We start from the raw sequence: 22,133 nt of genomic DNA on the forward strand, positions 1-22,133 counted from the left end.
TGGCGCTGCGCCGGCGCGGCGCGCTGAAGGAGGGCTTCATGTCATATTCTTCGTCATCACCATCGCCGCTGTCGCCCCCTCGCGAGTCGACGCCGGCCTCGACGCCAGGCACAGGACTGGTGGCCGCCCGCGGGGAGCACGCTCGCCGTCGCCAGGGTCCGCTCAATCGAGGACTCCAGGCCCGTTGGCGCCAGGTCCAGGGCTATCTCTTTCTCTTGCCGGCACTCCTGATCTTTGCGCTCTTTGTCTGGTATCCGGTGGTGCTGGGGTTCGTGATGAGCTTCCAGAGTGTCGATCTGATCAACCCTGCGACCTGGGTCGGCTGGACAAATTACCGCCACGTCCTGGCAGATCCCCTGTTCGCCATCGCCTGGCGGAATACGCTGGCTTTTACTGGTTATGCTTTGCTCTTCGGCTATCTGGTGCCGTTGGCGCTGGCACTGGCAATCAATGAGATGCGCCACGGCAAAAGCTACTTCCGTCTGGCTTTTTATTTGCCGGTGATGCTGCCGCCGATTGTGACGGTCTTTCTATGGCGCTGGATGTACGATCCCGACTCGGGCCTGCTGAATGCTCTGTTGAGCCTCGTCCATCTGCCAGGCCGACTCTGGCTGGAAGACCCCCAAACGGCTCTGCCTGCCCTGGTGGTGGTGGCAACCTGGAGCGCCGCCGGCTCAACGATGCTCGTCTATCTGGCCGCTCTTCAGGGAGTGCCTGCCTCGCTCTACGAGGCGGCGGAGATCGATGGGGCCGGCTTCTGGCGCCGCCTCTGGCACGTGACCCTTCCTTGCATTCGCCCTATCATGCTGCTGATGCTGGTGCTGCAGATTATTGCGACGATGCAGGTCTTTATTGAGCCGTTCACAATCACCGGCGGCGGCCCCCAGCATGCTACGCTGAGCGTTCTGCTGCTGATCTATACCTATGCTTTCCAGAATGCAGACTTCGGTGAGGCAAGCGCTCTGAGTGTGATGCTGTTCCTGGTGCTGGCCGCCTTCGCTCTGGTGTATATGCGAATGACCAGTCGCCTGCTGCAAGGAGATTGACTATGGAGATGGATCGGTCTGAAACCCAGCGTCGGCAGGATGAGCCGTCGCCGGTGACTACCGGCGGGCAGCGCTGGCTCGTCTGGCGACTACGCCTGGCCGGTCGCCGCCCTTCTGGAGACCCGACAGCCAGTAGCGAGCGGACGCTGATCTCTCCCTTGATGCTCCGCCGCCCCTCGGTGCGCGCGCTCTACTGGGGCGTCTTCTCGCTGCTGCTGTTGGCAACTGCGACAACCTTCGGCCCGCTCTATTGGATGGTGAGCGGGGCGCTGAAGTCCAATGTGGAGATCTTTCAGACGCCTCCCACTTTCTGGCCCACTCATCCCCAGTGGAGCAATTATAGCAATGCCTGGCAGATTCTGCAGCTTCCGCTCTATATGTGGAATTCGCTGCTTCTGGCTGCAGGGGCCGTGGTACTGCAGCTGCTGGTCTCGGCAACGGCAGCGTATGCGCTTTCGAAGCTGCGTCTGCGAGGTAAGCAGGCGATTCAGTTCGCTTTCTTCGCGACTTTGATGGTGCCTTCGGTCGTCTATCTGATCCCTCAGTTCGTCAACATTAGCGATCTGCCGCTGATCCATGTGTCGCTGATCAATAACTGGGCTGGGGTCTGGCTGCCGGAGGCGGCCAACGCCTTCAATATTCTGGTCCTGAAGAGCTTCTTCGATACGATCCCTGGCGAGCTGATCGACGCCGCCCGTCTGGATGGGGCCAGTAGTTGGCAGGTCTTTCTACGCATTGTGCTCCCACTCTCACGCCCGGCTCTGGCTGTGATCACCATCTTTACGGTGATCGCTTCCTGGAAAGATTTCCTCTGGCCGCTGCTGGTGCTCTCGAATAGCAATCTGCAGCCACTGCTGGTGGCCTTGTACCACGAGTCGAGCCTCAACGCCAATTTGCCTTTCAGCTATTTGATGGCCGGTCTGGTCTTTACCAGCATTCCGCCCATTGTGCTGTTCTTGCTCTTCCAGCGCCAGATCATTCGTGGCGTCAATCTGACCGGCCTCAAAGGTTAGGCCAGGACGGCCAAACAGGTTCAGGGAGGTCAGGAGCGTTCTTTCTGGGTGGTCTGCCTGCCCCGGGTGGTGGGCCAGCTCCAACGCTCTTGCCTTCCGGTGAGACATGGAGTTGTCATGAAAGGAGGTATCTGATGCAGGATGCTAAGCGGCGAGCGATCGCCATGCTCCGCTGCAGTAGAGACCGTCGAGCGGTGCTGCTCCTCACAGCGCTGGTACTGGTGCTGAGTAGCCTGGGCATAGCGCTGATGCTGCCGCGCCTGACGCGCACAGCCTGGGCCAGCAGCGCAGCGGTGACCGGAGGCTCCGGCGCCACGCTGCCCTATGTGGAGATGGAGGCCCATCAGGCAACCACCAATGGGAGTATCCTGGGACCCGATTTTTCGCTTGGGAGCCTGGCCTCCGATGCAGTGGACCGTCAGGCCGTACTGTTGACAAGTGGTCAGTATGTACAGTTTACGCTGACGCAGCCTGCTAATGCTCTGAATCTGCGCTATAGTATCCCGGACTCCGCCAGCGGGGGCGGGATCTCGGCGACGCTGAGTATCTATATCAATGGGGTGAAGCAGTCGCAAGAGCTACCACTGACGTCGAAGTATAGCTGGCTCTACGGGCAGCCGAATTTTTCGAACTGCAACGCTAACGACTGGACTGACACGCCCGGCGGCACAGCGCATCATCAGTTCGATGAGGTGCATCTCCTGCTGCCGCAGATGAGCGCCGGTACAACGGTGAAGTTGCAGGTCGACCCCGATAATACGGCTCCCTGGTATGCCATCGACGTGGCCGATTTCGAGCAGGTGCCGGCCCCGCTGACGCAGCCCGCCGGCTCTCTCTCGGTGACTGCCTCGCCTTACAATGCAGACCCGACGGGCAAGGTCGATGCCACGAGCGCTATTCAGCAGGCCGTCAATGACGCCTCGGCCCAGGGTAAGACAGTCTGGCTGCCCAGAGGCACCTATCTGGTGACCAGCCACATCCTGGTCAATAACGTGACGATGACCGGGGCTGGCCCCTGGTATACCGTGCTGACAGGCGCTCCCGTTGGGAGCAACGGCACTGGCGTTGGTGTCTATGGCTACGATGCCTACGATGGTCAGACCAGCTCCAATGTGACGCTGTCGAATTTTGCGATCGAGGGGCAGATTACGAATCGCATCGACTGCCTCCAGGATAACGGTATCGGCGGTTCCCTGAACAATTCGACAATTTCGAACATCTGGATCGAACACACGAAGGTGGGGATGTGGTTCGATGGTCCCTTCAGCGGTCTGAAGATCACCGGCTGCCGCATCGATAGTGTGCTGGCCGACGGCATCAATTTTCATCGCAACGTGACCAACTCTAGTGTGACGCAGACCATCATCCGTGGCACCGGCGACGATGGTCTGGCGATGTGGTCGGCGACCGATAATGTGCCAGCGACCGGCGACAGTAACAATACCTTTGATCACGATACGGTGCAGTCGCCGTACCTGGCCAACGGGATTGCGATCTACGGCGGCAACGGCAATAGCGTGACGAACAATCTGGTGACCGGCTCGCAGTATCGCGGCGGCGGCATCATGATCGATTACGAGGACTTCGGCAACGCTACCGCTCCCTTCGCCGGGACAACGACGGTGAGCAACGATACGATCCGGCAGACGGCGGGTATCGGCGACCAGGGCATTCAGCAGTTTGGCGCCCTGATGTTCTGGGCCGATAGCGGTGCGATGAACGCAACGTTCACAGTCTCGAATGTGGAGATCGATAACAGCCAGTATATGGCGATCTCGTTCGATGGCGGCAACCCCATCAGTACGGTCAATATGAATGGGGTGAACATCAGTGGCGCTGAGTTCGCCTTTTCGAACAAGGTGAGCCAGGTGACCGGCTCGGCAAGCAATGTGACGGCCAGCGGGCTGACGGTGGCCAGCATCCAGAGCTGCGAGAGCAGCGGCTCCTGGAATATTACTCTGGGCAGCGGTAACTCCGGCTGGAGTCCCAGCTCACAGGTCTGCGGCTTCCCCACGGGTACCCCAACGCCGACGCCTTCACCCACGGCCCCACTGCCGACGCCAACTCCTTCGCCGACGCCAACGCCGCAGCCAGCGCCAACGGGGACGCTGGTCCTGGCAATCAATGCCGGCGGCAGCGCGACGGGCAATTTCGTGGCCGACACCGACTACGACCAGGGCAATCAGTACAGCGATACCTCGACGGCGATCAATACCAGCCGTGTGGCTGAGGCCATTCCGCAGGCGGTCTGGCAGTCCTGCCGCTGGAATAGCTCCTTTACGTACACGATCGGCGGCCTACGCGCGGGCAATACCTACACGGTAGCGCTCGATTGGGCGGAACTGACCTGGACGGCTGCCGGTCAGCGCCTCTTCAATGTGGCAATCAATGGGACGACGGTGCTGAGCCGTTTCGACGTTTACGCCACGGCGGGCTACAAGACGGCCCTGCAGAAACAGTTCACGGTGACGGCCAACGGCAGCGGTCAGATTGTGATCGCCTTTACTCAGGGCGGGGCCGATAATCCTTTTATCAGCGGCATCGAGATCTGGCAGCCGTCAGGCGGCACGGCGACCCCAACTCCAACGGTGACGGTGACGCCAACGAGTACGCCCACGCCAACCCCAACACCTGCCCCCTCGGGGACGCTGGTCCTGGCAATCAATGCCGGCGGCAGCGCGGCGGGCAATTTTGTGGCCGATACGGACTACAATCAGGGGAATCAGTATAGCGATACCTCGACGGCCATCAATACCAGCGGGGTGAGCAATCCGGCCCCACAGGCGGTCTGGCAGTCCTGCCGTTGGAATAGCTCCTTCACGTATACCATCCCCGGCCTGACGGCAGGGACAGTCTATGTGGTGAAGCTGGACTGGGCCGAGTTGACTTTCCAGGCCGCCGGCCAGCGCGTCTTTAATGTGACGATCAACGGGAGCCCAGCCCTGCTTAACTTTGACGTCTATGCCACGGCGGGCTATAAGACTGCCGTACAGCGCCAGTTTAATGTGGCAGCCAATAGCAGCGGCCAGATCGTGATCGCCTTCACTCAGGGAACAGCCAAGGCCGACAATCCCTTCATCAGCGGTATTGAGATCTGGAAGCCGGCCAGCTCGCCGACACCACCACCGGCAGGAACGCTGATCACCGCCATTAATGCCGGCGGCTCGACGGCAGGCAATTTTGTGGCCGATACGGGCTACAACCAGGGGAACCAGTATAGCGATACCTCGACGGCGATCAATACCAGCGGGGTGAGCAATCCGGCCCCACAGGCGGTCTGGCAATCCTGCCGTTGGAATAGCTCCTTCACGTACACCATCACTGGGCTGTTCGCCGGGGCACGCTATACGGTGAAGTTGGACTGGGCTGAGTTGACTTTCCAGGCCGCCGGCCAGCGCGTCTTCAATGTGGCAATCAATGGACAGACGGTGTTGAGTAATTTCGATGTCTATGCGACGGCGGGCTACAAAACGGCTCTGCAGAAGCAGTTCACGGTTCAGGCTAACAGCAGTGGCCAGATCGTGATTGCCTTTAGCCAGGGAAGCGCCGACAATCCCTTCATCAATGGCATCGAGATCTTTCAGGCTTGATCTGCCTGCATGGGATACAGCATCGCTTTCCCTGACAGGTGAGTGGATAAGCAGACGAGCAAGGAAGCTGGTTGCTGGATAGATAAGACCCCGCTCGGAGCGCGGAGCGCTCGCTCCGCCTCCGGAGGGGTCAGGTTTTCACAGACTGACTCGGCCCAGTTCAACAGCGCTTCTTTGCCCGTTGTTCAGTGAATCGATGATCAGCGGTCAGATTATAGAAACAAGCAACCAGAGAGGAAAGGAACCGAGCTTCATGGAGAGGGAACAGCCAGGAGCCAGCAGTGCTCACTCCGTTGCCATCTGGACACATGGTCCGGGTGATCCACACGGCTCATACGGCCCCGAGGGCTATCAGGCCCTGGGCCAGGCTCAGGTCTGCGAGTGGACCGAGGCCAGTCTTTGCTTGCGTAGTGGCCCGGCCACGGTGGAGGTGACGGCGCTCGCAGCAGATCTCTTCCGCGTTGGTCTCTTTCTGGATGGCCGTCCCCGCCGCTACGAGTCGCCAGCAGTGGTGGAACAAGCCTGGCAGCCTGAGTCTGTCACTATCACAGAGCCAGCAGCGGGACAAGTGAGCATGGCCACTCCGTTCGCGACGGCGCACCTCTCTCTTGATCCCTTGCGCATCAGTTTCTCTGATCCGAGTGGGCGAGTCTTTGCCGCCGATGATCCTGAGTTGGGAATGGGCTGGTTCGAGCAGCCTTTCGATGAGGCGCTGGTGCCACTGGCCAACGTGGCGGGGACGCTTGGTCTGCCGCTGCGTGTCTATAAGCAGCACCCGCCTGAGGCGCACTACTTTGGCTGCGGTGAGCGCTTCGGCGGTTTGGATAAGACAGGGACCTACCAGATCTTCTGGAACACCGATCCGCAACCCGGGCACAGCGTTTTCCACAATAACTTGTACGTCTCTATCCCTTTTACGCTGGTCCTGGCCGATGGCCTGGCCTGGGGGCTATTCGTGGATAATGCGGGGCGCGTGGCCTTCGATCTGGCTCACGAGCACCCAGCTCGCTCCTGGTTCGGAACCAGCACCGGCGATCTGATCTATTATGTGTTCTGCGGCCCGACTCCACAGGCCGTGCTGGAGCGCTATACTGCTCTGACCGGGCGCACGCCTCTGCCGCCGCTCTGGTCGCTCGGCAATGGACAGAGCCGCTTTAGCTATGCTTCCGCCGCAGAGCTGCGCGAGGTGGCGGCGACCTTCCGGGCACGCGATATTCCTTGCGATACGCTCTATCTGGATATCGATGCCCTCGATGGCTACCGTGTCTTTACCTGGGACCGGGAGCGCTTTCCCGATCCCGCCGGCCTCTTCTCCGAGCTGCGCACCCAAGGCTTCCATGTGGTGAGCATTGTTGATGCGGGCATCAAGGTCGATGAGAGCTACGCGGTCTATGTAGACGGCAAGCGGCGCGATCTGTACTGTAAGACTCCAGACTACCATGACTATCAGAATGCGGTCTGGCCGGGCCTCTGTGTCTTTCCCGACGTGACCAACCCGGCGGTGCGCGCCTGGTGGGGCGAGCAACATCGCTCGCTGCTTGATGCTGGGGTCGCCGGCATTTGGACCGATATGAATGAGCCGGCTGTTTTTATTCCGGTACATGGGACGCTGCCCCCTGAGACGATCCATCCTGGCGGCGGGACTCCACGTTTGCATGTTGAGATTCACAATGCCTATGGCTCGTTATTGGTCCAGGCGACGCGCGAGGGTCTGGAGCGCCTGCGCCCGGAGATGCGCCCGTTTGTGATTTCGCGCGCCGGCTACGCTGGCATTCAGCGCCATGCCTTGCTTTGGACCGGCGATAATGCTTCAACGTGGGAGGATCTGGCGCAGAGTGTGCCGCAGTTGCTTAATCTGGGCCTCTCCGGCGTGAGCTGGTGCGGCAGCGATATCGGTGGCTTCTACGGCGATTGTAGCGGCGAGCTGCTGGCTCGCTGGACAGAGTTCGGGATCTTTCAGGCTTTCTGCCGCAACCACTCGGAGAAGCAGACGCGCCATCAAGAGCCGTGGGTCTTCGGTGAGCCGTACGAGTCGGTCTGTCGCGCAATGCTCAAGCTACGGCAGCGCCTGCTCCCTTACCTGTATACGCTGTTCGAGGAGTGTCACCGTACTGGTGCGCCAGTGCTGCGCCCGCTCTTCTGGATGGCGCCAGCAGATCCCGCCGCCTGGGCTTACGATGATGAGGCGCTCTGCGGCCCTGCGCTGCTTGTAGCGCCTGTCTTGCGCCCAGGTGTCAGTCACCGTCATGTCTATCTGCCCGCCGGCACCTGGTTCCACTTCTGGAGCGGTCAGCGCTTGAGCGGTCCGACTCATGTGGTAGCCTATGCCCCGCTCGGGCAGCCGGCGCTGTATGTGCGGGCCAATACTGCAGTCCCACTTTGGCCGGAGATGAACTATGTGGGAGAGCGTGCACCAGATCCGCTGACGCTGCTGCTCTACCCAGCCGAAGGGAGCGGCGAAAGCAGTCTCTACGAGGATGCCGGCGATGGCTATGGCTACTTGCAAGGGGAATACGCTCGCCGGCGCATCATTTGCGAGGTCGAAGGCGATGAGATTCGGGTCTTCATCGGCGCCCGCGAGGGCAGCTTTGTGCCGCAGCGCCAGCGCATCGTGTTGGAGCTGCGTGCTCTCAAGCGCGCTCCCCGGAGCGTCGAGCAACGCACCGGAAACGGCGACTCCGCCGGTCAGGTCGCGTGGTCCTATGACCAGGAGCAGGGCCTCCTGCTGGTGACAGTGCAGGAGCAGGCTGAGGCGCAAGAGCTGAGTATCCGCCTGGCAGCGGAAGCCGCTGAGGGAGGGCCAGGCTCCTGGCTGGAGGAGCCGGACGAGGAGGCTGCTGACCGGCTGTGAGCTGCAGGCAGGCCCGCGACCTTCTCGCTGCTCGTCCCGGTCGCTCGCCAGGTACTCAGGTAGTCAGCGCGGACCTGCCAGTTTCTTCGCCCGTGTCAGTTCGTTAGATCAGGCTCCAGGCCTTAGTGCCGTCAGAGCTAGAGAGAGGAAGAGTGCTGGCAAGAGGTGCCAGCACTCTTCCTTTTGTTTCTCTCCTCTTTTCGAGTACTTCCGATGATTCCGATGCTTTAGCGGAATCCCCTCGCTACTCTTGTGGATATGAGCGCGCTGCTGCTAAGGCCGTTTCGGCCTGGTAGCTGCAGTATAATCGCCAGATTATTCCGATAAAAATGCCAATGGCTATCGTCTGACGGATAGGGAAACTATGAATCTGATTGTGGAAGGGAAAGGCATTTTTATTAGTAAACATCAAGGGAGAATTCGCCTGGTCCAGGGTTCGCAGGTCGTGGAGGAAGTACCTCTGATCCATCTCAATCAAATTCTTGTGATCGATACAGGCGTCGGGATTTCTAGTGATGTGGTGAAGCTCTGCAGTGAGGAAGGGATTCCACTTCATTTCCTGGAGAAAAATGGCATGGTGAGGGCCTCACTCTACGCCGCCGGGCTGACAGGTACTGTGCTCACCCGCCGCGCCCAACTGCTGGCTTTCAGCTCCGCGAAGGGGGGCGAGCTTGCCCGGGCTTTCACCCGTGGCAAACTGGCGAATCAGCTTCATCTGCTGCGCTACTGGACGCGGAGCCGCAAAGATGAGCAGCCACAGCTCTGCCAGAAGCTGCACCAGGCGGCGCAAGCCATCCAGGATCTGCTTGGGGAAATTGACGGGTTTACCATCTATCAACAGGGAGTTGAGGAGCTGCGCCCCTCTTTGCTCTCAGTGGAAGGTCGGGCCGCTCAACACTACTGGGCAGGCGTCAGGTACGTTCTGCCGGAGCAGATCGACTGGCCCGGACGCCAGACGCGAGGAGCAACCGATCTTTTTAATGCCCTCCTCAACTACGGCTACGGCGTGCTGTATGCTCAAGTTGAACAGGCCATCCTCTTGGCGGGACTTGATCCCTACGCAGGCTTTCTTCACGCCGACCGTCCCGGCAAGCCTAGCCTGGTGCTGGATTTGATCGAGGAGTTCCGTCAGTGTACCGTTGACCGAACGCTGGTCGGATTGCTGAATCGGCGCGTGCCGCTGGAGCAGGATAGCGAGGGGTTGCTGACTGCAGAGACGCGTCGTAAGGTAGCTGAGAAGGTATTGGAGCGCCTGAGCGGGAGCAGCGAGCTGTATGAAGGGAAGCGCCAGGCTCTTCGCTTCATTCTACAGCAGCAGGCCCGTCATTTGGCCTCCTTTTTGCGCGGCGATCGCGAGACCTATACGCCCTTTGTCGCCGGTTGGTAGTCAGTGGAGAAGAGAAGGGGAGCTTCTTTCATGCGCACGCTGGTCATTTACGACATTTCTCACGATGGCACGCGCACGAAGATCGCCGATGCCTGCCTCGACTATGGCCTGGAGCGTCTGCAGCAGAGCGCTTTTATCGGGGAGCTATCTCCCAGCCAGCAACGTGAGCTGTTTCTCAAGATGCGCCAGCGCCTGGGACGGCACGGGGCGAATATTCAGCTCTTTGCTCTTGATGAACGGGCTTGGGCCAGCCGCCGGGTGATTATCCGCGCTGAGCCGATGCCAGTGGAAGACGAGTCACAACGAGTGCAGAAGGAGGCAAGTGATGGAGGAGAGGAGTCTGCATCTTCTTGAGGAAGAGATAGAAACGTGGTGGCTGGATGTGACCGATCTGAAACAGTTTGCCTGCTGTCCTCGCCTGATTTACTATCGCTATACCTGGCCAACCATCCGCCCCCTGACCCTGGCTATGCAGGCCGGCAAGGAGAGTCATCGCGCAGAGGCTCCGCTCCACGAGGTCCGCCGCAGCCTGCGCCGCTACGGCCTCGCTGAAGGTGAGCGGCTCTTTCATCAGCCGCTGATTTCCAGACGGCTGGGTCTCAAGGGGCGTGTTGATCTGTTGATTGTGTCACCATCGCTGGCCGCCCCGCTGCGCGAGGCGACCATTGTCGAGTATAAGGATTCGGAGCGCCAGAGCCAGGCCCACTTTATGCTCCAGCTAGCTGCCTATGCCCTGATGGTCGAGGAAGAGCTGGGTCTCCCTATCAGGGGCGCGTTCTTATATAGCCTCCCTCTGCGCCAGGCCGAACCGGTGCCGTTGACACGCGCGCTGCGTCGCCGTGTTGAGACAACAGTGGCGGCGATCCGTCAGAGCCTGCAGACAGAGCGCCTGCCAGGGCCTACGGCTCAGCAGCGGCGCTGTCCGCTGTGCGAGTTCCGACGCTTCTGCAACGACGTGGTGTGAGTGAAGGGGGAGGGGAGCAGGAGAGTAGAAAGCTAAGGCAAGGGGCCTGTCTGAGAGAAGAGAGCGGGATTCCGACGATTTAGCGGAATCGCCTGGCTATACTGCTCCCCAGAGCAGCAGCAGGCCCCCTGGCCCCACTCCTCTGCCAGGCTAAGACAAGAGCACCAAGGGAAAGGAGATGCCGCCTTGAATATCGAGACCATGAAGCGGGTCCACCGCCTGCAGACGATCATTCACCTGTTCGAGAGCCAGGTGCAGCGGCGTTGGCGTACCCGCGAGATCGCTGAGCGGCTGGGCATCAATGAGGATACGGCGAACAAGTACCTGAATGAGCTGCAGGTGACCGGCCTGCTGCCTCTCACAAAAGAGGGCCTCTACTGGTTTTTGCCGGAAGGGGCGGTCATCCCCAGGTTGCAGCTCTCCCTGAGCTATCCCGAGGCGGTGGGCCTCTATCTGGCTGGTCGCCTCCTGGCCCAAACGCGCGATGAGCGTAACTGGCATCTGACGATGGCTCTGCATAAGTTAGTAGAGGCCCTGCCTGCTCCCGTACGCGAGCAACAGGAGACTATCGCCGCGCTGCTGCTCACGGAGGATAGCGAAAGGGAGGATTTTTCAGCGATTTTTCTCGCGCTGGCCTGTGGCTGGGTCCAGCATCGGCGCATCCGCCTGATCTACGAGCCGCCGCGCAAGAACCGTTTTGAGACGCTTTTCGATCCCTATCTGCTGGAACCATCAGCTATCGGACGGACCATCTATGTGCTCGGCTACAGTCATACTGTGCGGTCCTTGCGTACTTTGAAGCTGGAGCGCATCCGGCATGCAGAGCTAACCAGTGAGGCCTTTGTCCCTGATCCCTCCTTTAAGGCTGAGGAATTGCTGCAGCGGGCCTGGGGCGTGATGTACGGCGATGAGGAACCGGTCAGGGTGCGTCTGCACTTCAGCAGCCAGGTGGTGAAGCGGGTGCGTGAGACGCGCTGGCATCCGTCGCAGGAGATTCGTCTGACGCGCGACGGCTGCGAGTGGACGGCCCTGATCGGTGATCTGGTCGAGATCGAACCCTGGGTTCGCGGTTGGGGCGCCGACTGTGTGGTGTTGGAGCCGGAAGAGTTGCGCCAGCGTGTCATCAGCCACGTCCAACGAGCCAGCCAGAACTACGGCTTGCAGCCCGCCCCTCTCTCTACCCACGAGCCAGGCAGGCTCAATGCGGATCTGTTCCGCCGCCCCACCCGGCCAGAAGAGGCTTAAGTGAAAGAAAGAAAGAAAGAAAGGAGTGAGCGGTTCCCCTTATGAAGACTCTCTATCCCTATCAGGAGCGCGTGCTACAGGTGCTGGCCCAGGGCCGCAATGTGATTCTGGTCATTCCGACGGGCGGCGGGAAGACGCTGGCTGCCCTGCTGCCCTTTCTACAGAGCTGCGCCTTCAACGATGGGACGCTGCCCGGAAAGGCGCTCTACGTTTCGCCCATGCGGGTGCTGGCCACGCAGTTCACCAGAACCTGCCGCCAGTTACTGGAGGAGGAGCTGAACCCGCTCTTGATCGAGCCTCTGCGCCAACGCTATGCCCAGTTCGGGCGTCCACTGCTCAGTTTGCAAACAGGCGAGTCGCCAGACGATCCCCAGTTCGAGTCATTGATCACGTCCTGCACGATCGATCAGGTGCTGGCCAGCGCTCTCGGCGTGCCCTATAGCGTCGACGGGGCACGGGCCAATATCAATGTTGGTCTGCTCGCCAGCACCTACCTGATTCTGGATGAGCCGCATCTCTATCCGTTAAATCGGCAGGGCCAGAGCTGCTTTGGCGCCTTGACAACGACGATCGAGTTGCTGCGCCAGCTCAAAGGCCTGGCGCGCTTTATCTTCATGAGTGCGACGCTCTCCAGGCCGCTGGTGGAGCAACTGGCGCAGATGATCGACGCTGAGGTGATTGAGGCGAGCGATGAGGAGCTGGCCGCCCTGGCCAGGGGACGTCAGCGCGTCTTTCAGCGCGTGGCGGAGCCACTGAGCGCTGAGCAGGTGCTTGCGCGTCACCAGCGCTGCTCTCTGGTGGTCTGTAACCGTGTCGAGCGCGCCCAGGAGCTGTATCTGCAGCTTGATGAGCTGATTCAAGCGCGCGGCCTTGACATCCGTCTGCAACTGCTGCACAGCCGCTTTAGCGATGAGGACCGGCGCCGTCAAGGCGAGGAACTGCAGCGTTTGCTTGGCCCCGCCGCCTGGGATGAGAAGAGCGAGCGTTATCAGGGCGAGAATGCGATTGTGGTGGCGACGCAGGTGGTCGAGGTGGGCCTTGATATCTCGGTTGAGACGCTGCACAGCGAGCTGTCACCGGCCAATAGCCTGATCCAGCGCGCTGGACGCTGCGCGCGCTTCCCTCACCAGCAGGGGCAGGTCTTTGTCTACTCCCTTCCCGTCGATGATCAGGGCCAGGCGCAGACACTGCCCTACGAGCCGGAACCCTGTCAACGCACGTGGGAGGCCCTGGCCGAGTACGATGGCCAGGTCGTGGGCTTTCAGGAGGAGCGCCGCCTGCTCGATATGGTCCATTGTGAGAGTGATCTCCAGTTGCTGGCGCGCTATGAGGAGCAACGGCCCCATCTGCTTGAGAAGATGGTCTGCAGCTTGAGGAAGCCCGATCCACGTGTGCGCTCTACGCTGATTCGCGATGATCTGCAAGTGGCGCTGCTGGTGCACGATGCCCCCGAAGAGGAGATCGTCACAGCGCCCTGGCAATGGCAGCTTTTCACACTGCGTCCCAGTCTGCTGCAGGGTCGGCACTGGCAGGCCCTACAGGAGCGGGCCGCCGCGCTGGGTCTCGATTGGGTGTGCAAACAAGCGATGCTCATGGATACCGGGAGTGGGAGAGTAGCCCAGGGCGAGGACCATAGCCGGACCAGGAGCGAGACAGCAGCCCAGGGCGAGGATGATAGCCGGCGCGAGCCACTGTATACGTGGGAGCCGGTGACCAACCCGGCCCAGATCAGTAGTGCCCTGGTGCTGGCTTTGCCGCAGGCCCTGGTGACCTACGATCGCGATCTGGGCCTGGTCTTCCGCGACGGGCGCCTGCCATTGCCAGCGCGCTGGCAAGAGCGCCTTGAGGGCATGCGCTACCAGAGCCGTCCGCAGGAGCGGCGGCGTTCAGGTGCGGCCAGTCAGACGGTCTCACGCCAGCGCTACGAGGAGCACATTGGGGGACTGGCCGACGCCTACCATTACGGCCTCTATCATGAGCTGGCCTATGCGCTGCGTCGCCTGGAGGAGCGCATGGGATTGGCAACGGGCACGATTGATCAGGCCATTCAGTTAGCGCTGGCTCTGCACGATCTGGGGAAACTGGCTGAGGGCTGGCAGCGGTGGGCCCGCGCCTGGGAACGCCTCTATCACGAAAAGAAGGGTCTGCACTATCAGGAGCCGGCAGCCGATTATCTCTTTGCCAAGACGACCTATGACGTGCGAGCCCGCGAAGAGCGACAGTGGGAGCAAGAGCTAGCAGAACGCCGTCCTAACCACGCCTGTGAGAGTGTGGCCCTGGCACGCCGCTTCATCGTGGACTGCCTTGGCGCGACAACGCCGGCAAGCCCCTCTGCACCCGTGGTGCGGGCAACCTGCTATGCCATTGCCCGTCATCATACCACAGGGGCTCACGAATATGGTGCGAGCAGGCTGGCGCCAGGAGCCTTAGAGGCGGTGCGGCGAGCCTTAGCTCTGGTACAGCGCGAGACCTCGCCTCGGCCCATGAACCTGCAGTTGATCCAGCCAGAGTGCCAGCAAGGAGATCTCTTCCCCGAGAATGCCAGGTCAGGGAAGTTCAGTCAGCCCGCTCTGGACCTGCACAAACCTCAGTACGAAACCTGGCTGGCCTTTGTCATGACACGGGCTTTGCGCCTGGCCGACCAGCGCGCCGACGCGTATCGCTGATGAGAGTATCCTCAAGTCGGATCGAATAGAAAGGAGGTGAAAGAGGTTTAAAAGCACTACTCTTTCAGTATCCTCTTACCCCGAAGCCTATGAGAACAGCAGCGGGCAGATCGTCGGGTTTTAGTTTAGCATGGCTGTCCCCATGTTGACAAGGTCCATATAATATATGGCAAATCAACCTAGTAGTGCTTTGAAAAGGGGGAGGGCATGCTAAACGTCAAGCCCGGCGTCCAAGCGCTATTTATCCTGTGTGTAACAACAGTGACACTCGTTCTAATTGTGCTGGTCTTCATAGGAAACTCTACCCAATTCAGCCAGCTAGTAGAATTCATGATGCTCTTGGGATCTTTAGTTATCGGACAATCAAGCAGATTCAGAAGAGGAACTCAACATGACAACGCTCTATGTCAACAAAGCGAGCGGGACATTCGCCGATACCCTGCTCGCCCTGGGCGTAGCCGATCTCATGCGGCTCGTCCTGACGCGCCTGGGCCGTCTGGAGCAGTCACTGGAGATCTACGACGCCGGCCGGAGCTTTCTGATCCAGCTCCCTCCCGTCGAAGAAAGCGACCTGGCGAGCAGTAACCGCCTCCCCCTGCTGCGCCCCCTAAGCACCGCCAAACAGCAGGAGCGGCAGGCGAAGAAGGGGCGCACATTCAGCGAGGTCGAGATCTTCGACTACGAGGCCGAGCAAGAGAAACAGCGTCAGCTACAGGCACAGCTCGCCAAACTGTCGTCCGAGCAGCGGTCGCCAAAAGCGCGCCTCAACCCTTCTCCAGAGCTGCAGCAGATCCTGAGCAACGGCCCCAGCCCTGAGCTGGAGCACTACAAGGCCATCAACGTCATGAAGGTCGCCGACACCTTCAATGAGCTGGCGCTGCGTTGGGAGAGCCTGAGCGCCGAGCAGCAATGGTTTGCCATGCGTCTGCTCTTCCGCCTTTTCTCCGAGCCGCTCAACGACGTCGAGCAGGCGCAACGCACCTGGGAGAAGTGGGCCAAGGAGCAGGGCCTCGGTGGCAAGACACAGGCCACTGCCGTGCAACTGCTCAACCCGACCAGTGGCAAAGGGGCCAATGCCCCCAAAAGCAACCGTCTGGCAGTTGGCGGCCTGGAAAGCTTCTGGCTGCTGGAGCTGGTCAAGTTCCGCGGCTTCATGCTGGGCGCCGCTCCCTATATGCTCAGCGGCAGCAAGGACCGCAAGACCTTCGTGGTGCTGCCCGAAAAGGTCGAGCTGGAGACACTCAGGACCATTATGCAGAAGTTTCGCGAGATCTGCTGGTCCAGTACGGCCATCAAACAGGATATTCTGGCCGCCCTGCGCCTGGCCCAGGTTCTTGTGAACCACCGGCGCAACGAGCTGGCGAGCAGCCAGAACCTTGACCCGGACGAGCTTCCTCCCCTGGTCAGTATCACCCACGGGCTTGACGTGGCTTTCTACAAGGACATGGGCAGCGCCCACGCGGTGATGAACGTCTCGACCATCAATCTGCCTTCGTGGCTGCCGCCGCGCCCGCGCTCCGTCGCCGAGGCCACGCAGATCGATGAGCTGCTGGACGAGCACATCGCCATCATCAATCGCATCGAGGGACCGCAAGGGAAAGAAGGTAGCGAAGAGCTAGAGCTGCTGCGCATCTACCGCGACTTTCTCTCCAGTCACGATCTGCGCCTCTTCTGGCGCTTCGCCGCCAGCTATGGCCCTTACCTGTTCCGTCAGCGGGAACGCGAGAAAAACGAGAAGCGCTGGCTCAAGCAGTTTGCCAGCCAGGGATTGGACAAACTTCTATTACTGGAGAGTGCTGCAATGGAAACGAAAAAAGGAACTCAGGACCTGAAACTGACTCCCATCCTTCAGAACAAAGGCTTCCAGCGCATCGCCTCAGCCATCCGCGAGGCAACGGTCAACGCCCAGCGCCGCCGCTTCCAGGATAACAACTATCCCTACGAGGTGCGCTACGGACTGGGGCAGGAACTGCTGCGCAAGATCCATCGCCGCGACGAATTCATGCAAGCCCTCAGCGAGTTTCTGCTGCATTACAACGCCGAGACCGCGCGCGAAGAGGAGAAAGTGGCACAGAAGCTGGGACGCGCCTTGCGTTCAGAGGACTACAGCCAGCATCATCTGCGCTACCCCGTCACGACCAGCGATATCGACGAGTTCGCGACCCTCTTCGACCAGTACCCCTGCGAGCTGGTGGCCTCGATGCTGCTCTCTTATGGCTATGCCCGCTGGGGCAAGGCCGCAGAAAGCAGCCAGAGCGAGGAGGGCACAGAGGCGGCTGCCGCTCAAAGTTCACAGTCCTGATTCATCGTTCACTTCCTACAAGCAAGAATAACCGCAACGACAACTCATCATAAAGAAAGAGAGGAATCGAACTATGGCCAACACACCGGTCTCGCTCTCAATTGCTGCGCGCATGACCCTGAACATGCACAGCCTCAACAACGAAGGTGGCGAGGGGAACCAGATTCAGACGCGCATGGTCGATATCGTCGGCGACGATGGTCTGCTGCACACCGTCAACGCCATCTCTGGCGACATGCTCAAGCATGTCCTTATGGAGCACTTCTATCGCCGTGCACGTGAGGAGGGCTTGAGCCTCTGCGCTGGCTGTCAGCAGTTCGACGCCAACCGCATCAATGCCGACAGCGACTTTATTCAGGGGGCCGGCAGTACTGGCGCTGCCCTCATCGACGGCCTGCTGCAGCGCTGCGCTATGGACGACGTTGGTGGGATTCTGGTGACTGAAGGTGGGCGTTCGGTCCCGCGCAAGTCGGTTTGTGAATTCGGCTGGGTTGTAGCCCTGCCCGAGCGCGTACGGACCGATAGCTACTTCCACGTCAAGTACGCCCTGGAGCGCGGCCCGGGCGCGACGCGCAAGGATGAGAGCAACGAACACAAAGGGGCCAACCTTGGGCAAAGCATTTTCCATCGCCCGGCCTCCAGCGGCGTCTACGCCGTGGTCTGCCACGTCGAGCTGAGCCGGGTGGGCTACAACGATATCGCGCAGAACTACGCCATCAGCGTCGAAGAGCGCCAGCGCCGCACTCGCGTCCTGCTTGAAAGCCTGCTCTACAGCTTCCTGGAGCTAAACGGCGCCATGCGTTCGACCCAGCTCCCTCACCTGCTGGCCCTGGAAGGCTTCATCAGCACCAGCGACACCGCCACGCCGGCGCCGCTGGTCAGTCCGCTGCTGGGCGGCAGCGACGAGCCGCAAGCCTACCGCGAGCAGGCGGAGGCCATTGTTCACGCCCTGAACGGCGCTGGTCCCCAGCATGTGCGCCTGCAGACCTTCGATACGCTGGCCGAGTTCTCGCAGCAGATGCGCTCGCTGATCGACAGCATTACCCCCGAGGCGGCGTCGGCCTAGATCGGTAGGTCAGTTGGCAGATCACACAGAAAGGAGGCAGACGAGCAATGTGGATCGTCGCGCACTACTTGCCGGTCTCTTTCTTCTCGCTGCGACCGGCCAGCGCTACATCCTCGGGCGGTCAGACGCTGCTGGTGCCGACCCCTTTCGCTATCAAGATGGCCTTGCTCAGCACCCTGATCCGCACTCGCGGTCTGGCAGAGGGGGAACGCCTCTTCCCCGCCCTGCGCGACCTGCCTATCGCCCTGGAACCACCCGAGCAGGCGGTCGTCATCAAGGGCTTCAGCAAGATCCGCCGCGAGCTGAAGGACAAGAGCAATCCCGAAAAGGCCGCTCGCGCGCGTTTAGAAAAAGAGTATCCTTTTCAGCCGACAATCGCTTATCGTGAGTACATTAGCTACTATGGAAGCCTGCGTCTGGCCTGTGAGGTAGCTGAAGGGAGTCCCCTGGCGGCAGTGCTGCCGGAGCTGCTGGTCGGCCTCAACTACCTGGGTAAGCGCGGCGGCTTCATCCAGATCCTGCAGCCTCCTGCGCAAAGTGCGGAGCTGCCCGCGGGCGGCTTTCTGCTGCTGACGGCCTCACGGCAGGAGACTTTCCCCATGCAGGGGACGCTGCAGGTGCTCGACGACTGCGGCCCGAAGTTGACCTTTGCTCAGGCCAACATCTATACGACTGAGCGCATCGTGCTGAACCGAGATCGCGTGCTACGTCATGTGGTGCTCCCTTATCAGCGCTGGCGCTCCTCACACGCCTATAGCTGGTATCGCCTCCTGCCATCCTTATGAGAGGAGAGCATACGAGCGGCGATGCTGCTGCCGCGTAGCGCCGTCCTCTGCTCCTGCCAGGGAAGGGCAGAGGCTCCACCGACGGACGCGCACACATACTTACATGGAAGGAGGGCATATGCTGACAACCTATCACCTGCTATGGACCATGCGCGTCGAGACGCCACTAGAGCTGAACGATTCTCCCGGGACGGCGCTGCGCGGCGCCCTCTTTACGGCAATCTGGCGCCGTTTCTGTACGAACAAGCAGGCGCGCACCTGCCTGGAATGTCCCCTGTTGCAGGTCTGTCCTGTCAGCGCGCTGCTAGCGCCAGCGGATGACCCGCAAGCGCCAACGCTGCAGCGCCTTAACGGGCAGCCCTGGGGGCGCGACATTCCTCGCCCCTATGTGCTGGAGCCACCCTTAGAGGGTGGGCGGCGCTACGAGCCAGGTGAGCAACTCGTGTTTGGGATGACGCTCATTGGCCGGCGCGTGGAGCTGCTGCCCTATGTCATGCTCAGCAGCCAGGAACTGGAGAGCCAGGGTCTGGGGCGCCCTCTGCCCGAGAACGGCTCGCCTCCTCGACGTGGTCAGCTGCGCATCGAACAGATCGAAGCCTACCACCCCTTCAGCGGAGAGCGGCAACTACTCTACCGGGCAGGAGCACGCCAGGTGACCACGCCGACGCTGGCAGTGCAGGCCAAGGACGTGCGCCAGCGTGCCCAGACGCTGCCGGAGCGACACGTGTCCCTGACCTTTCTGACGCCCCTGCGCCTGATACGGCATGGCACGCTCTGCAAAGAGCCAGACTTCGCGACGCTGGCACAGCGACTGCTTGAGCGCCTGGAGCTGTTGGGGCTGGCCTACGGCAACGCTGACGAGGCCCGCACCCTGGCCCAGCAGCGTGGGCGCCTGTTGGAGCTGGCGTCAGCCGTGCGCTGTGAGCAGCATACCACTCGCTGGCAGGATATGCCCAGTTATTCGCGTCGTCTGCGGCGCGCCACCCCCATTGGCGGTCTGGTGGGGCAAGCGACTTTCGTCGGCGAACTGGCGGAGCTGCGGGAGCTGCTCGTGTGGGGGGAGCTGATTCACGTGGGGAAGGACGTGGTGAAAGGGGATGGCTGGTATCGCGCCTGCCATTCGCTGGAAGCGGATGTACATACCCCCTCTCTCTCAGTTCATAAGCGAGAGTAAGCGAACCAATCAGGAGCACCTGGCAGACTGGCCTCATCGGTATCATCAGCTGCCAGGTTCTCTTACCTCTGATTTGCCTTAGCAACGATGCTACCTTTTCGCCTTACTTACAAGCGTATCTCAGCCTAATCGCATTCGTAGCGGTTTGGGAAGCATCTGATACATTTTTACAATCCAGGTCTCAACCCAGGGCCGAAGATGTTCCGGTAGGCGCTGCAGTTGCCATGTGCGTTCCTGTGTAACCGCCGCTTTGACATCGAGCGGATGCAACGCAGCTACCAGTTTTATCGAATATACCACAGTACCGAGCGCGTGGGTAGGAACATGAGCAGTGCTTACGGCTTGCCCTGCAGCATGGGCGGCAAAGCCCGCTGCTGGCTCGTCCCTCTTGACACCTTTGGCGGAGGCATGAGCGGCCAGAGCAGCGGATCGAATGGCCTTCATATGGAACTCGCCGGTCTGGGCCCAGGCGCGAAGAGTTCTGATCGCCTCCCTAGGGCGAGGATCATCTGGATATCTTTCCTCAAAGAAGGGCAACAGATGCTCCGCGCAGTCTGCCGCCCAGAGACCTAAGATCCGATGATCGTTTGTATTATAAACAATCCAAAAGTCCTGGTGCGTTCCCAGATATCGCTTCTTAAGATGCTCCAGGAGATCTTCATCCTGAGCAGGGCAGGGGCACCTGCGGGCATGCTCCATATGCCACTGCATGCGTTGCTCCAAAGTCGGATGGTGAGGCAGTCGATGTTTCGCATGCCACTCGGCATTTGGAGAACAATCATATACCATCAGGTTTGACCTCCTATGGCCTGTTTCACAGGCAGCTCGCTCTTGGACAGAGGGAGAGGGGGCTAGTACAAAACACTTCGCTGCCTATCGCGGAGGTATTGTCTCAGCTATCCCGCCAAAGAACTGATTAAGTCAGCCAGGCCCAGGTCTCGGGTCAGGCTGGGCTGGCCTGCTCAGTAGAGGAACATCGACCAGCCTGGCCCGAGCCAACTACACCCCGCCAGCTTCGGAACTCACTCTTATAACGTGGCTTCGTCTGCCGTGCCGGGCTTGCGTCCCCGGACCGTCAGCAGGTTCCAGAGCGCACAAAAGTCCTCTTGTTGCATCTCTGCCACAGCCTGCTGATAGAGGCGCTCTAGCTCTTCCTTTGTCCCCATCCCCATCTTGATCAGAAACGGTTGCACCAGCTCCAGGAAGATCAGGGCATCCTTGAAAACAGGATAGTGCCCCTCGGTCCCCATCGACCACTCGATCACGCTCGCTCGCAGTTTCACGTCCTCGAAGCCCGCCTGACGCACCAGTCGCGGCAGCACCGGCGTGATGCCGACGTGCCCCCCGTCGGGCGAAAAGCTCTGTCCGGCCCGCTTGAGGGCCTGGGTACCAAGATGAAAGTAGTGTTCATAAGACGGACTGGTGGTCAAAGGGGACTCCATCTCGGTCAGGCGCACGATCCCTCCAGGCTTGAGCAGGCGGAAGCACTCTTTCAGCAAGCGGGGCCAGGCCTCCGGCAGCATGAAGCCACATAACAAGCGTCCGTTGATCAGGTCAAAGGAGCGATCGGGGAACGCTAATGGCTCCATCACATTCATCACCTGAAAGTGGGCGTTCTCCAGTCCACGCGATTGCGCCTGGGCCCGGGCATACTCGATCACTTGCTGGCTAATATCGATGCCAATGACTTCGACGTGCGGATAGTGAAAAGCGACCTCCAGGTCCCAGCCACCAGGACCACAGGCCAGATCGAGCACTCTCCCCCCTTCCGGCAACTGCTGCCCCTCGGGAAAGAGTCCCCCCATGCCATCGGTCAGCAACCGGTCCTGTTGCATCAAGCGCGCCAGCTCGCCCGCATTCTCCGGGTCAATGATATAGGTATGCTTCGCGGCTTCTTCCATGCCTCTTGCTCCTCGCTCGTCAGGTTCCCCGCCTCATCTGGCCCTGAGCCAGATCAGACCGGGCCTTTGTGTTACGACTTGCTCACCACCTGGCGCCTCTGCCCAACGAAGAGACTTCTACTACCGTACAGGGGCGCCAACCA

Annotated in this window: 14 protein-coding genes and 1 pseudogene; 13 read left to right on the forward strand and 2 right to left on the reverse strand. The window is 60.5% G+C overall.

Going from position 1 to position 22,133, the window contains the following annotated elements; genetic code table 11:
• The first annotated feature begins 38 nt into the window (after positions 1–38).
• The 13 genes and pseudogenes from N688_RS10660 (at position 39) to cas6 (ending at position 20,089) form a co-directional block, all read left to right on the forward strand.
• On the forward strand, positions 39–1,046 hold the full coding sequence (locus N688_RS10660; protein WP_052891459.1) for a carbohydrate ABC transporter permease: 1,008 nt from the start codon (positions 39–41) through the stop codon (positions 1,044–1,046).
• A gap of 8 nt (positions 1,047–1,054) precedes the next feature.
• On the forward strand, positions 1,055–2,059 hold the full coding sequence (locus N688_RS10665; RefSeq protein WP_081839198.1) for a carbohydrate ABC transporter permease: 1,005 nt from the start codon (positions 1,055–1,057) through the stop codon (positions 2,057–2,059).
• A gap of 134 nt (positions 2,060–2,193) precedes the next feature.
• Positions 2,194–5,649 carry a malectin domain-containing carbohydrate-binding protein gene (locus N688_RS10670; protein ID WP_052889261.1) on the forward strand — a complete coding sequence of 1,152 codons (3,456 nt, stop codon included), beginning with the start codon at positions 2,194–2,196 and terminating at the stop codon, positions 5,647–5,649.
• A 253-nt stretch (positions 5,650–5,902) separates the two neighbouring features.
• Complete coding sequence (locus tag N688_RS10675; protein ID WP_081838726.1) at positions 5,903–8,500, forward strand: glycoside hydrolase family 31 protein; 2,598 nt, start codon at positions 5,903–5,905, stop codon at positions 8,498–8,500.
• Between the two features lie 364 nt (positions 8,501–8,864).
• A complete protein-coding gene (gene cas1 / locus N688_RS10680; RefSeq protein WP_052889262.1) occupies positions 8,865–9,887 on the forward strand; it encodes a CRISPR-associated endonuclease Cas1 in 1,023 nt (340 codons plus the stop codon).
• 30 nt (positions 9,888–9,917) lie between these two features.
• Positions 9,918–10,163: pseudogene (gene cas2, locus N688_RS10685) on the forward strand (CRISPR-associated endonuclease Cas2); the annotation flags it as partial.
• Positions 10,164–10,212: 49 nt separating this feature from the next.
• Positions 10,213–10,851 (forward strand): CRISPR-associated protein Cas4, encoded by a 639-nt coding sequence (cas4, locus tag N688_RS10690; protein WP_052889263.1) that lies wholly within the window; start codon positions 10,213–10,215, stop codon positions 10,849–10,851.
• A 186-nt stretch (positions 10,852–11,037) separates the two neighbouring features.
• On the forward strand, positions 11,038–12,096 hold the full coding sequence (locus N688_RS10695; RefSeq protein WP_052889264.1) for a helix-turn-helix transcriptional regulator: 1,059 nt from the start codon (positions 11,038–11,040) through the stop codon (positions 12,094–12,096).
• A 41-nt stretch (positions 12,097–12,137) separates the two neighbouring features.
• A complete protein-coding gene (gene cas3, locus N688_RS10700; RefSeq protein WP_052889265.1) occupies positions 12,138–14,762 on the forward strand; it encodes a CRISPR-associated helicase Cas3' in 2,625 nt (874 codons plus the stop codon).
• A 391-nt stretch (positions 14,763–15,153) separates the two neighbouring features.
• Positions 15,154–17,064: a hypothetical protein gene (locus tag N688_RS10705; protein WP_052889266.1), complete on the forward strand. Its 1,911-nt coding sequence runs from the start codon at positions 15,154–15,156 to the stop codon at positions 17,062–17,064.
• Positions 17,065–17,137: 73 nt separating this feature from the next.
• The gene (locus tag N688_RS10710) at positions 17,138–18,130 is read left to right on the forward strand and encodes a DevR family CRISPR-associated autoregulator (RefSeq protein WP_052889267.1); all 993 of its coding nucleotides are present in this window, start codon (positions 17,138–17,140) and stop codon (positions 18,128–18,130) included.
• Between the two features lie 47 nt (positions 18,131–18,177).
• Entirely contained in the window at positions 18,178–18,915 is a 738-nt protein-coding gene (locus N688_RS10715) for a hypothetical protein (RefSeq protein ID WP_052889268.1), read from the forward strand.
• Between the two features lie 118 nt (positions 18,916–19,033).
• A complete protein-coding gene (cas6, locus tag N688_RS10720) occupies positions 19,034–20,089 on the forward strand; it encodes a CRISPR system precrRNA processing endoribonuclease RAMP protein Cas6 (protein WP_052889269.1) in 1,056 nt (351 codons plus the stop codon).
• Positions 20,090–20,209: 120 nt separating this feature from the next.
• On the opposite strand, the gene N688_RS23970 is transcribed toward cas6, so the two are convergent.
• On the reverse strand, positions 20,210–20,878 hold the full coding sequence (locus N688_RS23970) for a putative immunity protein (protein ID WP_420341005.1): 669 nt from the start codon (positions 20,876–20,878) through the stop codon (positions 20,210–20,212).
• Between the two features lie 239 nt (positions 20,879–21,117).
• Positions 21,118–21,990, reverse strand: a complete 873-nt coding sequence (locus N688_RS10730) for a class I SAM-dependent methyltransferase (RefSeq protein ID WP_052889271.1) — start codon at positions 21,988–21,990, stop codon at positions 21,118–21,120.
• Between the last annotated feature and the right edge of the window lie 143 nt (positions 21,991–22,133).

Origin of the sequence: Thermogemmatispora carboxidivorans (assembly GCF_000702505.1) — a bacterium.
Classification (GTDB): domain Bacteria; phylum Chloroflexota; class Ktedonobacteria; order Ktedonobacterales; family Ktedonobacteraceae; genus Thermogemmatispora; species Thermogemmatispora carboxidivorans.

Bases quoted from the DNA above. Each gene is read 5' to 3' on its own strand.
- N688_RS10665 (WP_081839198.1), top strand. From the start codon at position 1,055: ATGGATCGGTCTGAAACCCAGCGTCGGCAGGATGAGCCGTCGCCGGTG.
- N688_RS10660 (WP_052891459.1), top strand. From the start codon at position 39: ATGTCATATTCTTCGTCATCACCATCGCCGCTGTCGCCCCCTCGCGAG.
- cas1 (WP_052889262.1), top strand. From the start codon at position 8,865: ATGAATCTGATTGTGGAAGGGAAAGGCATTTTTATTAGTAAACATCAA.
- N688_RS10710 (WP_052889267.1), top strand. From the start codon at position 17,138: ATGGCCAACACACCGGTCTCGCTCTCAATTGCTGCGCGCATGACCCTG.
- cas3 (WP_052889265.1), top strand. From the start codon at position 12,138: ATGAAGACTCTCTATCCCTATCAGGAGCGCGTGCTACAGGTGCTGGCC.
- N688_RS10670 (WP_052889261.1), top strand. From the start codon at position 2,194: ATGCAGGATGCTAAGCGGCGAGCGATCGCCATGCTCCGCTGCAGTAGA.
- cas4 (WP_052889263.1), top strand. From the start codon at position 10,213: ATGGAGGAGAGGAGTCTGCATCTTCTTGAGGAAGAGATAGAAACGTGG.
- N688_RS10730 (WP_052889271.1), bottom strand. From the start codon at position 21,990: ATGGAAGAAGCCGCGAAGCATACCTATATCATTGACCCGGAGAATGCG.
- N688_RS23970 (WP_420341005.1), bottom strand. From the start codon at position 20,878: ATGGTATATGATTGTTCTCCAAATGCCGAGTGGCATGCGAAACATCGA.
- cas6 (WP_052889269.1), top strand. From the start codon at position 19,034: ATGCTGACAACCTATCACCTGCTATGGACCATGCGCGTCGAGACGCCA.
- N688_RS10675 (WP_081838726.1), top strand. From the start codon at position 5,903: ATGGAGAGGGAACAGCCAGGAGCCAGCAGTGCTCACTCCGTTGCCATC.
- N688_RS10705 (WP_052889266.1), top strand. From the start codon at position 15,154: ATGACAACGCTCTATGTCAACAAAGCGAGCGGGACATTCGCCGATACC.
- N688_RS10715 (WP_052889268.1), top strand. From the start codon at position 18,178: ATGTGGATCGTCGCGCACTACTTGCCGGTCTCTTTCTTCTCGCTGCGA.